This window comes from Marinobacter sp., assembly GCF_048266785.1.
Classification (GTDB): Bacteria; Pseudomonadota; Gammaproteobacteria; order Pseudomonadales; family Oleiphilaceae; genus Marinobacter.
In genome coordinates this window covers 11,796-24,787 of sequence record NZ_JBLWYX010000008.1, presented here as the reverse complement: position 1 = coordinate 24,787, position 12,992 = coordinate 11,796, and the positions used below count along the sequence as shown (strand labels likewise).

General features: G+C 55.4%; 11 protein-coding genes. 7 read left to right on the top strand and 4 right to left on the bottom strand.

Going from position 1 to position 12,992, the window contains the following annotated elements; translation table 11 throughout:
- Positions 1-1,059, top strand: coding sequence for a betaine/proline/choline family ABC transporter ATP-binding protein (locus tag ACN0V1_RS12450; RefSeq protein WP_417545299.1), 1,059 nt, complete (start codon positions 1-3; stop codon positions 1,057-1,059).
- Positions 1,060-1,240: 181 nt separating this feature from the next.
- Here the strand turns inward: ACN0V1_RS12450 and ACN0V1_RS12445 are convergent, their stop codons facing one another.
- Positions 1,241-2,218, bottom strand: a complete 978-nt coding sequence (locus ACN0V1_RS12445) for an META domain-containing protein (RefSeq protein WP_417545298.1) — start codon at positions 2,216-2,218, stop codon at positions 1,241-1,243.
- Positions 2,219-2,393: 175 nt separating this feature from the next.
- Between ACN0V1_RS12445 and ACN0V1_RS12440 the strand changes: the two genes are divergently transcribed.
- The 4 genes from ACN0V1_RS12440 to modC all read left to right on the top strand — a co-directional run bounded on the left by ACN0V1_RS12440 (position 2,394) and on the right by modC (position 5,860).
- Positions 2,394-3,134: a glutathione S-transferase family protein gene (locus ACN0V1_RS12440; RefSeq protein WP_417545297.1), complete on the top strand. Its 741-nt coding sequence runs from the start codon at positions 2,394-2,396 to the stop codon at positions 3,132-3,134.
- A gap of 187 nt (positions 3,135-3,321) precedes the next feature.
- Positions 3,322-4,083, top strand: coding sequence for a molybdate ABC transporter substrate-binding protein (modA, locus tag ACN0V1_RS12435; RefSeq protein ID WP_417545296.1), 762 nt, complete (start codon positions 3,322-3,324; stop codon positions 4,081-4,083).
- Positions 4,084-4,103: 20 nt separating this feature from the next.
- Positions 4,104-4,781, top strand: coding sequence for a molybdate ABC transporter permease subunit (gene modB, locus ACN0V1_RS12430; RefSeq protein WP_417545295.1), 678 nt, complete (start codon positions 4,104-4,106; stop codon positions 4,779-4,781).
- Entirely contained in the window at positions 4,781-5,860 is a 1,080-nt protein-coding gene (gene modC / locus ACN0V1_RS12425) for a molybdenum ABC transporter ATP-binding protein (protein WP_417545294.1), read from the top strand. The genes modB and modC overlap by 1 nt, the downstream gene beginning before the upstream one ends.
- 33 nt (positions 5,861-5,893) lie before the next feature.
- On the opposite strand, the gene crp is transcribed toward modC, so the two are convergent.
- Complete coding sequence (gene crp / locus ACN0V1_RS12420) at positions 5,894-6,535, bottom strand: cAMP-activated global transcriptional regulator CRP (protein ID WP_096783948.1); 642 nt, start codon at positions 6,533-6,535, stop codon at positions 5,894-5,896.
- A gap of 266 nt (positions 6,536-6,801) precedes the next feature.
- Here crp and ACN0V1_RS12415 point away from each other — a divergent pair, with 266 nt between their 5' ends.
- Positions 6,802-7,224: an OsmC family protein gene (locus ACN0V1_RS12415; protein WP_417545293.1), complete on the top strand. Its 423-nt coding sequence runs from the start codon at positions 6,802-6,804 to the stop codon at positions 7,222-7,224.
- 170 nt (positions 7,225-7,394) lie between these two features.
- Positions 7,395-8,189 (top strand): adenosylmethionine decarboxylase, encoded by a 795-nt coding sequence (gene speD, locus ACN0V1_RS12410; RefSeq protein WP_417545292.1) that lies wholly within the window; start codon positions 7,395-7,397, stop codon positions 8,187-8,189.
- A gap of 15 nt (positions 8,190-8,204) precedes the next feature.
- On the opposite strand, the gene ACN0V1_RS12405 is transcribed toward speD, so the two are convergent.
- Together ACN0V1_RS12405 and ACN0V1_RS12400 are read right to left on the bottom strand one after the other, a co-directional pair.
- Positions 8,205-9,071, bottom strand: coding sequence for a phosphoribulokinase (locus tag ACN0V1_RS12405; RefSeq protein WP_417545291.1), 867 nt, complete (start codon positions 9,069-9,071; stop codon positions 8,205-8,207).
- 62 nt (positions 9,072-9,133) lie between these two features.
- Positions 9,134-12,940: a DUF1631 family protein gene (locus ACN0V1_RS12400; RefSeq protein WP_417545290.1), complete on the bottom strand. Its 3,807-nt coding sequence runs from the start codon at positions 12,938-12,940 to the stop codon at positions 9,134-9,136.
- Positions 12,941-12,992 lie beyond the last annotated feature (52 nt).

Genomic DNA, 12,992 nt, shown 5'->3' with positions numbered 1-12,992 from the left:
GTGGCAAATGAAATAAAGATTTCCATTAAAAACCTCTACAAGATTTTCGGGCCAACGCCGGATGTGGCTCTCGAGTACGTAAAGCGGGGCATGAACAAGGCCGATCTGCTGGATCAGCAAAACCACGTTCTGGGGCTGAGAGATATCAACGTGGATATCCTCGATGGCAAGATCACCGTGATCATGGGGCTTTCGGGCTCTGGCAAGTCAACGCTGATCCGCCATCTCAACCGCCTGATTGAACCCACCGCCGGAGAAATCCGGCTTGATGGCGCAGATGTTCTGGATCTGAACGAAGAACAGCTCCGCCAGCTCCGGCGGGAACAAATGTCCATGGTGTTCCAGAAGTTTGCGTTATTACCCCATAAGACCGTGCTTGAGAACGCCGGCATGGCCCTCAACATTCGTGGTTCTAACGTTGCAGACTTCGAAAACGAAGCCGTAAAGTGGCTGGCCCGGGTGGGTCTTGAGGGTAACGAAAACCAATACCCTCATCAGTTGTCCGGTGGCATGCAGCAACGGGTGGGCATAGCCCGTGCGCTGGTTTCCAATTCTCCGGTCATGCTGATGGACGAAGCCTTCTCCGCACTGGACCCGCTGATCCGGTCAGATATGCAGGATCTGTTGCTGGAACTTCAGGGCGAGCTGCAGAAAACGATTGTGTTCATCACCCACGATCTGGACGAAGCACTGAAGCTCTCGGATCATCTGGTCATTCTCAAAGATGGCGAAGTGGTTCAGCAAGGTGACCCCCAGGACATCCTGCTCAACCCCAACGACCCTTACATTGTCGCCTTTATAAACGATATCAATCGCGCACGAGTACTCAGGGTGCGCTCCATCATGAGTCGTGATGTCGATAACGATATAGAATATGCAGGTGACCTTTCCGAGAAAGACAATCTCGAGACGGTTCTTTCCCGCTCAGGTGGCGACACGGAACTGATATTCAGGGTGGTTCGCAACGGTGAGGCGGTAGGCAGCCTCAGCATGAGGGATCTGACTCGCGCCCTTGTTCCAACAGACGCGTCAACCTCGAGCAACGCCCTTAAGGATTAATTGGCAGCAGCCAATACAAAGAACCGAGCGTGAGCTATTGTCTCAGTGCACACTCGCCTTCGCAGTACTCCGGTTTTACTAATGCATTTACAGTTATTATTGCCGCAGAGTTCGCCAAAGTGCTGTCGGATGGCACCCGCGAGCTACGGCGATCAGGACGACTCAGTGAGGTCCTGGCCCGTTACAGGCTGCTCTTGTTCTCCGCCGACTGAAACGCGGTGATCTCCTCACCTGTCGAGGTTGTCAGAATCAGCTGCCCGTTGCGGCCAATCGATGCCCGCTTTACCTTCGACATGAGCGCCAGAAAGCGGTCTTCCTGATTCATCAGGGCTGGCGCGCAAGCCATTTTGGTTGCGAACATATAGTCGAAGCTCACCCCTTCAGCGGTAAGCTCGTACTGGCCCCCATAGCGATTACAGGAAGCGTGACCGGCAAGACGATTCCCATCAAAAAACTCTATGGTCATCCGGGAACTATCGATAATGCCGGCGCCAGCCAGATCTTCAATAACCCATTCGGCACCGCGGAACAGGCGTTCGGGATCACCACCACAGCCCTGGAAAACGTCACCGTTCAGTTGCAGGCGAACCTGCGCCGGGAACTGGGCGCCAGACATAGTGTCCTCACACAGTTGACGGGCCACCTTGAGCGTCAGTTCCTGCCCGTCCAGCTCACCACGGAATTCGCGACCATGGCGGTTAACGACGGTTGTTTCCAGAGCAACCTTCTCAGGCCCTCCGGTATCATAAGGACGGTTCAACACCAACTCCTGATGCGCTACACGGACATGCCAGAAAGGCTCGTTGCCAGTGGCTTCAAACGGCATCTCCAGCGCACCGTCCTGCAAGCACTCCGGGTATCTCTGTCCTTTTACGCTGAATAGCGCCCGCTCGCCTTTGCCCCAGAAGTAGGTCTTATCGTCTTCCGGCGCTACATAACGCGCACCTGAAGCGCTCACAGCCTGCGTCAGCAGAAGACGCTGGCCCTGGAACTCAACGGTAAGCTGGTCGCCGTCTCCAACACCGGTCGTAGTGACGTTCAGTTGGCCACACTGATAGCTGCCTGAACTCATCGGCGTATCCGGCCCGGTGGCACAGGCAGAGAGAAAAAGCCCGCTGGCTGCGAAGACAGACGTCACCAAGATCCGTTTCAAGTACATGGACACACCCCTGGATTGTAACGTTAATGAATGTCGGCATCTTAAAGGCAAGCCTTGAGGAAAACCAATTGCAGAGGCCTTGCAAGCATGAAAATCGCGCAACGCATACAGCCCTGCTGCTTTTTATCGCTCTTGCTGAAGGTTATGCTGAAGCCCATTACTCAGGAGGCACAGCATGGCTCTCAGGCTCTATCAGTTCGCCATATCCCACTACTGCGAGAAAATCCGTTGGGCGCTGGATTACAAGAAGCTCAGTTATGAAACCACAAACCTCTTGCCAGGGCAGCACATAAAAACTGTGCAGAAGCTCACCAAAGGCGCAGGCGCCTCTGTACCTGTGCTGGAGCATGATGGCGAGGTGATTCAGGGTTCATCCGACATACTCGACTACCTTGACAGAGTCTTTCCTGACAAGCCGCTCACCCCAGTGGACGAACCCGCAAGAACACAGGCTCTGGCGTGGGAAAAGCGCCTGGACGATGAAGCTGGCCCCGCCGTTCGTTGTTACTCCTATCACCACTTCCTGCAACGCCCGAAAATTGTGGTGCCCTTACTGGCTGCGGGCACGCCCTTTTATAATCGCATTCTGCTCAGCCTGGCGTTCAGCCGGGTAAGCGAAACGATGCGAAAATGGATGAAAATCAACGAAAGAACTGCCGAAAAATCCCGGGGAGTCATCGAAGACCTACTTACCGAACTGGCGGAAACTTACAGCCAGCAGCCATTTCTGGCCGGTGAGTCTTTCTCCCGCGCGGACCTGACAGCCGCTGCGTTATTCGCCCCACTGCTTCAGCCTCCAGCCTACCCGGTACCCTGGCCAAAACCGGCACGAATACCAAAGGAGATGCAGACCTGGCTCAATCAGTGGCAGCCACAACTGCAAGTGCTCAGCAGGGTTTACAGCGATTACCGCTAACCGTCCAACAACCTGTTTGTACTCTGGACTCACGAATACGTGGATCTTGCGACTGACTGAGCCGGAATACCGCCCAGGTTGATCTCACTCTGTGGGTTCGGATGCATCACAGGGCTGTGGCACGATTTCATTCAGGGTATGCTTATCTTGAATCTGACATCACAAAGGCCTGAAGGGGCTCACATCCATGCTCAAAAAGCACTCTCACCAGTTGGCGGGTCTGTGCCTGCTGCTGGCATTCAGCGGTATTGCGCGCGGGGCCGATGTTCGTCTTGCTGTAGCCGCCAACTTTACCGACACGACTCGTGATCTGATTGCGGCGTATGGTGAGGCAACCGGGCTGGAAGCTGTTGCAAGCTATGGTTCAACCGGAAAACTGTACGCCCAGATAGACAATGGCGCGCCGTTTGACGTATTTCTCGCCGCCGACAGCCGCCGGCCCGAGCTTTTCGAGCAAAGCGGCCAAGGCATAGCCGGTACCCGATTCACCTATGCCCGGGGCAAGCTGGTGCTCTGGAGCCCGGTACCCGGCAGATTTGAAGCCCCGAAGGCCTGGCTTGAATCCGGCGAATTTGCGCGCTTGGCGATTGCAAATCCGAAAACAGCGCCTTACGGCTTCGCGGCGCAGCAAGTGCTCACGGAACTGGGGCTTTGGGAATCCTTGCAGGGTCGCCTGGTGCGCGGCGACTCCATTGCCCAAACCTTCCAGTTTGTGGCTACCAGCAACGCCCAGTCCGGCTTTGTCGCTCTCTCGCAGGTGCGCACCTGGGATGAAAAAGGCGGTTCACTCTGGATCGTTCCGCAAACCTACTATTCCCCCATCAACCAACAGGCTATCCTCCTGACCCACAGCGCGAATAACGAGGCAGCTCGCCAATGGCTTGAGTTTCTGCGCAGCGACAAAGCCACAAGGATTATTGAATCCTTTGGGTATGAAACCGAAAACTGAGAAGTAATCCGGCCAACACCATGGATATATACTGGGAGCCAGTGTGGCTCACCCTGAAACTTGCAGGTTTTACCACCGCCATACTCCTGATGGTGGGAACGCCCATCGCCTGGTGGCTGGCCCGTAGCAACCACTGGGTAAGGCAGCCTATTGCAGCTATTGTTGCGCTGCCCCTGGTATTGCCGCCTACGGTTCTCGGGTTTTACCTTCTCGTGTTGATGGGTCCGAAAGGTATGGTGGGCCAGATCACCGAGCAGTTGGGGCTGGGTTTGTTGCCCTTCACTTTCGAAGGCCTGGTGATTGCATCGGTTATCTATTCACTGCCGTTTACCGTTCAGCCTTTGCAGAATGCTTTTGCATCCATTAACCAACAGTTTCTTGAGGTCGCATCTACGCTTCGGGCGTCACCCCGGGATCGCTTTTTCTCCATTGTGCTCCCCCTGGCCCGGCCGGGATTCCTTACCGCCGGCGTGCTCACTTTTGCGCACACCATAGGCGAGTTTGGTGTTGTGCTGATGATCGGCGGCAACATACCCGGTGAAACCAAGGTGCTCTCGGTGGCTATCTACGACCATGTAGAATCCCTGGAGTACACTCAGGCCCACTGGCTGGCCGCAGGTATGGTTGTTTTCTCCTTCGTGGTGCTGGTAACGCTCTATTCCCTCAATGGCCGGCTGCAATCCGGGCTGGTGAAATAATGGCGGCAACAGGGATACAGGCACGCTTCGCCTGCCACGTTGGGGTATTTGCACTGAATGTCGATCTGGAACTGCCGGGGAGCGGGCTCACCGCACTGTTCGGGCACTCGGGCTGCGGTAAAACAACGCTGTTGCGCTGCATGGCAGGCCTGCAGGCTGCCGAAGGCACCATGCGTGTTAATGGTGACGAATGGCAGGGTGAACGTGGCAGCCGCCCCGTTCACCAGCGGCCGCTGGCTTATGTGTTTCAGGAAACCAGCCTGTTCCCTCACCTGTCGGTACAGCGCAACCTGATGTACGGATACAAGCGCATTCCGCAGAACGAGCGCCAGATATCCTTCGATCAGGCTGTTGAATGGTTGGGGCTCTCTCGGATGCTTGGACGAATGCCAGAAAAACTGTCGGGGGGCGAGCGCCAACGCGTCGCTATAGCAAGGGCGCTACTTACCAGCCCAAGGCTTTTGCTGATGGACGAACCCCTGTCTGCTCTGGACCAGAGCAGCAAGCAGGAAATCATGCCTTACCTGGAGGCGCTTCGGGACAACCTCGCCATCCCCATGCTCTATGTCTCCCACTCCACGGCCGAAGTCGCACGCTTGGCAGATCACATTGTGATGATGGACAAGGGACGGGTGGTTGCAGAAGGCCCGCTGCAGCAGATCATGGCGCGTACGGATCAGCCTTTTGGGCTTGAGGAAGATGCGGGGGTTATTCTCGAGGCTGTCATATCGGAGCGCGACGACCGATGGCACCTGTGCCGCGCGGATTTTGTGGGAGGACATCTTTGGGTGAGGGCGGATGGAGGCCTGGCAATCGGGCAGCGGATACGTCTGCAGGTGCTTGCCCGGGATATCAGCCTGGCCCGGAGCGAACAGACCGATCAGAGCATCCAGAACATTCTCCCCGCGACCGTTGACGAAGTGGCCTCGGACGTAAGCCCGGGAACCTCCATGGTACGCCTACTCGCGGGGCAAACTCCGTTTCTCTCACGCCTGACCAGTCGAGCCGTGCACACTCTTGATATTGAAGCCGGTCAGCAGGTCTGGATGCAGGTGAAATCCGTTGCAATTGTTGACTGACCGAGCTTCTGGCCCAGGAACCCTCGTTATACCTCAGCGGGTACCGAAAACCACCATGGTTTTGCCTTTAACTCTCACAAGCCCCTGATCTTCAAGAGTTTTCAGAACTCGACCTACCATCTCGCGCGAGCACCCAACAATACGGCCGATTTCCTGACGGGTGATTTTGATCTGCATGCCGTCGGGATGCGTCATGGCATCCGGCTCCTTGCACAAATCCAGCAGGGTGCGGGCAACCCGACCGGTTACGTCCAGAAATGCCAGATCGCCAACTTTACGGGTAGTCTGGCGCAGCCGCGACGCCATCTGCTCGCCAATGAAATAGAGAACCCCGAGATCCTGCTGGGCAATTTCCCGGAACTTGGGGTAGCTGATCTCAGCTACCTCACATTCGGTTTTGGCTTTCACCCAGGCACTGCGGGAATCCATGTTGTCGAACAGTCCCATCTCGCCAAAAAAGTCTCCGGCATTGAGATAGGCCATGATCATTTCACGGCCATCATCGTCTTCGATGATAACCGTGACGGAACCCTTGACGATGTAAAAGAGGGAGTCGCTTTTGTCACCCGCGTAAATAATGGTGCTCTTGGCCGGGTACCGGCGACGATGGCATTGCGAAAGAAAATAGTCGAGATGCTTGGTTTTTTGCTCAACCGGCTTGACGATAGTGGCCATGGTGCGAGTCGTGCCTCCTCAAATACTGGCGGGTTCCGATGTTTGTTGTTCACCCGGCTTTCCCTGCGGGTTCGTTTATTTTTGCTACAAAACAGAGCAATTTATAGCAAGAAGGCCTGCTTCGAGCAACTGGAAACAGTATACAGGATGTATCTCGGATATATGCCCCAACTGTCACGCAACCCCGGTTGTGCTAGCATCCTGCCCCATCCGTTTATTTCCGGGCGGGCCAATGCCCGCCCCTGCGCAACAGGAGAGCACCCTTCATGAAAGCAACCGTCGACTGGACAGGCAACGCCAGCTTCCGGGTAACGAGTGGCACCGGGCACTCCGTGCAACTGGATGGCCCACCCGATCACGGCGGCGAAAACCTGGGCCCCCGCCCCATGGAAATGCTGCTCATGGGTCTTGGGGGCTGTTCATCATTTGATGTGATGAGCATTCTGAAAAAAAGCCGTCAGGACGTCACCGCCTGCCACGCCGAACTGGAAGCCGAGCGAGCAGAGGCCATACCGTCGGTGTTCACAAAAATCCATCTTCATTTTGTGGTGGCCGGCCACAATCTCAAGGAAAGCCAGGTAAAACGCGCCGTAAGCCTGTCCGCCGAGAAGTACTGCTCCGCCTCAATCATGCTGGAAAAAGCAGGCGTGGAAATCACTCACAGCCATGAAATTCACGCCGCGGAATAAGCCATACTCACAACACTATTCAATACCCGGCAGGGCGTGCATAATACCGCCCTTTCTCCGCCGGTCTACGCAAAAGGTGAACAACCTGGTCAGTAATCGGTGGCGGCCTACGCAGAGCGTGCAATTGCCGCTTTACCGTCATTCATCTCCATAATCCGGAGGGGCTGAGCATGGAATCAAAACTTCAGTTGCACGGTTTCAACAACCTGACCAAATCCCTGAGCTTCAATATCTACGACATCTGTTACGCGCAGACCGAAGAACAACGCGAAGCCTATATTGATTACATTGACGAGATGTATAACGCGGAGCGCCTGACTCAGATCCTGACCGACGTGGTCAAGATTATCGGCGCCAATGTTCTCAACATCGCCCGTCAGGATTACGAGCCTCACGGCGCATCGGTTACCATGCTCATTGCCGAGCATGAACTGACCAGCGGCGAAGAACCCGACAACGAAGAATCACCCGGCCCGCTTCCCGACACCATAGTAGCCCACCTGGACAAGAGCCACGTCACAGTACACACCTATCCGGAGAGCCATCCTCATGAGGGCATCAGCACCTTCCGGGCAGACATTGACGTATCTACCTGCGGCCTGATCTCGCCGTTGAAGGTACTGAACTACCTGATCCACAGCTTCGATTCCGATGTGGTTACCGTCGACTACCGTGTACGTGGTTTTACTCGCGATATAGACGGCACCAAGCATTACATTGACCATGACATCAATTCGATCCAGAACTATCTGACCGAAGATACCCAGAACGCCTATCAGATGATCGATGTGAACGTTTATCAGGAAAATCTCTTTCACACCAAAATGATGCTGAAAGAGTTCAACCTGGATAACCATGTGTTCGGAGTAAATGCCGACGAACTGGACCCGGAAATAGCACAGTCCATCGAAGACCGCCTGCGGCGCGAGAAGCTGGAGATATTCTACTCACGCAACGTGGAATAAAAGCTTCCGGCGGAATCAGGCAAACGATTTCCGGGCAATCAGGCGCTGCACCATGGGCCTTACGATCAAATCCATGGCCAGCGCCATTTTCGGCCCCGGAATGACCAGAGTGTCGTGGCGTGACAAGGTACTGTTCGGTATTGCTTGCAGCAGGTAGGAAAAATCCACCTCGGAGGCATCCCGAAAGCGTATCACCAGCATGCTTTCATCTTCCGTCGGCACATCCCGGACCACAAACGGGTTGGACGTGTCCACCAGGGGAACACGCTGAAAGTTGATATGGGTATGTGAAAACTGCGGCACGATATCGTGAACATAATCGTCCATTCGATTGATGATCGTGGCAACCACCGCTTCCTGACTGTAACCCCGCTGATAGGTATCCCGGTGGATTTTCTGAATCCACTCCAGATTTACAATGGGCACCACACCAATGAGCAGATCCACGTACTGCGCGATATTAAACGCCTCGCTCACAACAGCCCCGTGCAGACCTTCGTAGAATAGCAGGTCGGTGTCGGGTTCCAGCGAGCCCCAGGCCGTGAACGTACCCGGTTTGTTCCCTTCAGCTTGCAAACCACGATCTTCATCGTGAACATACTGTCGATATCGACCGGTGCCTGATTGGCCGTAGTCGTAAAACAGCGCCTCCAACTTATCGATATGGTTGGCAGCAAGGGCAAAATGGTTACGCTCACCGAACTGACCCTTGGCGGCCAGTCGAGCCATCTGCTCCCGGTTATAACGGTGAAAACTGTCACCGCTGACCATTGCTGCGGTCAACTCCTCACTGGCAAACATGCGCCGGAAAATCTGACCAGTGGTGCTTGTGCCGGCACCGGATGAGCCAGTAACCGCGATAATGGGGTGACGTTTCGACATGGCTGAGGCGCGCTGTGGTTTGAATGAAAGTTGATAAGGGTTCGAGGAGAGCCGGGTAAACGTCAGGCAAGACTATCGAGCGAACAGGGTTTCTCGATCACAAAGCCCTGAGCGTAATCCACACCCATTTGCCTCAGTGTATCCAGCACATCGCGGGATTCAACCTGGGCTGCAATCACCTCCCGATTCATATAGTGCGCCATATCCACCATGGATTTCACCATGGCGCGATCTGTTTCACTGGTGTTCAACTGGCCAGTGAACGCGCTGTCAATCTTGATCAGATCCACCGGTAGCGAGCGCATAAACTCGAATGAGCTGGGGCCGCTGCCAAAGTTTCCGAGGCAAAATCTGCACCCCAGTTCCTTCATCTCAATAATAAAATCGGCCACCGCTTGCACATCTGTGATCGCGGACGCTTCGGTTATTTCGAACCAGAGGCGTTCGATAGGCGCGTCCTTTTCACTCAGCTTTTCATAAATGTATTCAAGCAGCGACTGGTCGTTTAGTGAGTAGCCGGACAAATTGATGCACACGCCGCCAAGATGACGGGGGTCCGGCGCCTTTACCCGCAACCAGTCCAGCATATGGCCCACCACCCAGCGATCGACAGCCTGCATGCGGTCATACCGCTCTGCCATGCGCACAAAATCCCTGCCGGTAATCAGCACCCCGAAATCGTCGTACATGCTAATCAGCACTTCATACTGAGCTGCCATGTTGGTGCGGCCGTGTAAAGGAATTATCTTCTGGCAGCGCAACAACATCCGCTCTTCGTCCAGATCACCAAGGCTGGCAACCTTGGCCGCGATCTGCTCCTGGCGGGCCTGATCATCCGCATCCAGGGAATAAACAGCAATCTTGCCGACCCCGTTCTGTCTGGAGGCCTCCAGGGCCTGCTCAGACGCTCTCAGCCAGCGCTCAGCGCTGACCAGCCCTGGCAACTCAGGCACAACCCCAACACTGGCAGACAACTGGTAGCGGCGGCCACCGTACACAAACTCGGCATTCTCTACGGCAGTAATCAAATTAAGGGCCGCATCGTCTGCGTTCTCCGACGGCACCAGCATGCCAAATTCATTCCCTGCAAGCCGTGCCAAAGGCATTCCGTCACCAACATGACCGCGCAGCAGGTCCGCGACACTTTTCAGGGTGTCGTCACCGGCCTGATAACCGGCGGTGTCGTTCAACAGTCGGAACTTGCGCAAATCCAGCCGCAACAGTGAGCGCTCGTCTTCACGCCGGGCCAGTTGTTGATCGAGCATGCGCTCAAACTCTCGGCGCCCAAGAAGGCCTGTCAGTTCGTCATGAGTAGAGGCCCAGGACAACTGGTCATAAACCTTACGAACCATTCGGTCGATACTTTCATCCACCAGCGGCCGCTCGTACTGGCCATCGGGCACGATGACGCCCTTGCGCATCTGGCGCGCAAGAGCCTCCAGCTCAAGCTCCACAACCCGCATGCCCTGGTGATTCACGAAAACAAACCGGCTGAACCCTCGGGCTACCCAAACCAACCGGATATACTGCGGTTCGTCAGGTTTTTCCTGATCTCGCAGCCAGTCACCCGTCCGAAGCTTCTGAGCCCGGTTTATCCAACGCTGAAGGCTGCGCTGCTCACGCTCCGACAGTGACTGTTTGAGGTCTTTTTCAGTCGGTATCGCAGGCACCTCCACCACTTCAAGTGGCTTGTCAGGACTGCGCACCAAAAACTGCTTCAGCTCACCACGTATCTGGGATGACGGCATGTGGTTACTGGAAATAGATGCCAAGCCATCCTGAATAACCCTGAGCAGTTCAGGCAGATTCACTGTGCTGTCACGGTCTTCGCCGAACGCCAGTAACGAATCAACCACCGAGAGATAATCCTGCCAGATCTGGCTATCCTGTCCCTGGCGTATCCAGGTCAGCGACAACAAGTCCCGCCAGCCACCGTCAAGCAGGCTGAGTATGGCCTTTGGTACTTTGCGTCCCGCCAGTTTCCGGTTCAGCACATCGGCTACTGCAGACTTGGACTCGGCAACTTTCTGGGCGCCCTCCGCCGCAGCTGTTACCCGTTCCACGTTACGGCGGTATACCAGATTCTGGCGATCAATCAGCCCGTCAAGCTCCTGAACCGTCTGCTCAAAAACCCCGGTATCCTGCTCAAAATCTGTGGTAATACGCTGGACAAGCTCATCAACCCGGCGTTGAACCACCGGATTGAGTCGGCCACCCTTAACGCCAAGCTGTGCCAACCGGTTCATCACCCCTCTGACGGGGCTGTTCTTGTCATCAAAAAATTCGGGGTCGCGCATCACAACTTTCAGAACCGGCACTTCAAGCTGACGTATCCGCTCCTGGGCGTATTCGCTAAGTTTCAGGCTCTCAGTAACAGACTGGAAGAAACGATCTACGACATCCAGTGTACTTTGCTGCTCGTCATCCAGCTTTTTTGCGCCACTCTCGCGGACTTTTTCGACCACCCGTTCCCGCAGCGGGGTAACGTTGCTGGCACCCTCAACCGGTTGTGCCTGAAGTTGTTGAAGCTCGCGCTGCAACTCGCCCGAAGACATGGGTTTGGCGTTAACCGGGAAGGGAGCGGGCTCAGTTTCACCCCTCGTTGCGCGACTGGCCGCGAGCGTTCCAAGCAAATTACGTACAGTCGCAAAAGCTGTTTGTGCAGCCTGAGCATAACTCCGGAACTCGCTGCCTGAGCGTCCCTTCCCCTGCTCGGTATCGCGATTCTTTGGCGTGGCCACCCCGGCATCGGAGCCCGTTCGATCGCTTTGATCTGGCCCCGTGGCCACTGGCTGTGAGGTGGTCCGAGCTGGTTCACTATGGCTTTGAACGGGTGGATTCTGCTCTGCTACCGGCGTGCTCTGGGGATTAGTAGCGGCCTGCTCACTCAGATACTTACTGAGGTCCAACTCCGGCAACACGCCATGGCGAATCAAAATATTGTTCAGTTCTATATAGAGAGGCCCCAAGTGGGAAAGAACGGACTGTTCAAACACTTTAAGGCAGATTTTCTCAACCTCTCTGGAGGCCTTGAGCTGGCTCAGCCCCGCGTGAAACGACTCGCACACAAGTGACGGGCCAAGCGGGTTATGGTGCCCGGTTGCATTGGCAATGCCCAGTTTGTCCAGGCGTAGCTTGAGTTGAAGCAGGTCCTTGCGGTACTGGGTGTCGGCCTTGGTAACCATAACCCGGATTGTCAGCCAGTCTTCAAACTCGCCCTTGTCCACCACCGAAAGTTCGGAACCGGGAAAGCCTTTGGGGGCCGGTTTAAGCGGAGATTCAAGGTTGCGAGCTATCTGGTGCCATATAACTCTCTGCCGGGTCTGAACCTGACCCGAAAAATCCATCAACTCGTTAGCCTGCTGGTCATTCGTGGCTTTCTGTGCCGCCTCTTTCAGGGCCACGGCCATTTCCACAAAGCAGACATCCATGAGTGGCTCTATGTGCTGAACAACCGCTCGGGCAGACTGGTGCAGAACAAACTGGACACGTTCGCTCGGGGCGCGCAATGAAGCGCGATCCTGGCCGTGGGAGCCGCCGCACTGCTGCAGCATAGCCGCAACTGCTTCCGGATTCGTACGGGTAAAATTAACACCCATGGCACCGTCGATACGCCTGACAATGCTGACATGGAGTTCATGGCGCTTTTTCCCATCCGGACCGCGAAAGCGCACTATCGGCTCAGATGGGGTGGCGGAAGCAAAGACCCGGTCAAGCTTGCGTGATGTTTCGCCAGAATAGCGTACAAACAGACCCTCGGGGCAGAAATCCGCAATCTGGCATGGCCACGACTCACCCGTACCCAGATCAATCTGTGCAGCAAGTTTGATAGGTTTGCGGGGGCTGTTGCGCCGTTCTCTCGGATCCATGAACTACCTGATATTGCACAAAGCCGGAAAGGGGCGGGTACTCTGCCCACTA

Excerpts from the sequence above, each read along its gene's own strand:
- speD (WP_417545292.1), top strand. The coding sequence starts at position 7,395 with ATGGAATCAAAACTTCAGTTGCACGGTTTCAACAACCTGACCAAATCC.
- modB (WP_417545295.1), top strand. The coding sequence starts at position 4,104 with ATGGATATATACTGGGAGCCAGTGTGGCTCACCCTGAAACTTGCAGGT.
- ACN0V1_RS12440 (WP_417545297.1), top strand. The coding sequence starts at position 2,394 with ATGGCTCTCAGGCTCTATCAGTTCGCCATATCCCACTACTGCGAGAAA.
- ACN0V1_RS12445 (WP_417545298.1), bottom strand. The coding sequence starts at position 2,218 with ATGTACTTGAAACGGATCTTGGTGACGTCTGTCTTCGCAGCCAGCGGG.
- ACN0V1_RS12405 (WP_417545291.1), bottom strand. The coding sequence starts at position 9,071 with ATGTCGAAACGTCACCCCATTATCGCGGTTACTGGCTCATCCGGTGCC.
- crp (WP_096783948.1), bottom strand. The coding sequence starts at position 6,535 with ATGGCCACTATCGTCAAGCCGGTTGAGCAAAAAACCAAGCATCTCGAC.
- modA (WP_417545296.1), top strand. The coding sequence starts at position 3,322 with ATGCTCAAAAAGCACTCTCACCAGTTGGCGGGTCTGTGCCTGCTGCTG.
- modC (WP_417545294.1), top strand. The coding sequence starts at position 4,781 with ATGGCGGCAACAGGGATACAGGCACGCTTCGCCTGCCACGTTGGGGTA.
- ACN0V1_RS12400 (WP_417545290.1), bottom strand. The coding sequence starts at position 12,940 with ATGGATCCGAGAGAACGGCGCAACAGCCCCCGCAAACCTATCAAACTT.
- ACN0V1_RS12415 (WP_417545293.1), top strand. The coding sequence starts at position 6,802 with ATGAAAGCAACCGTCGACTGGACAGGCAACGCCAGCTTCCGGGTAACG.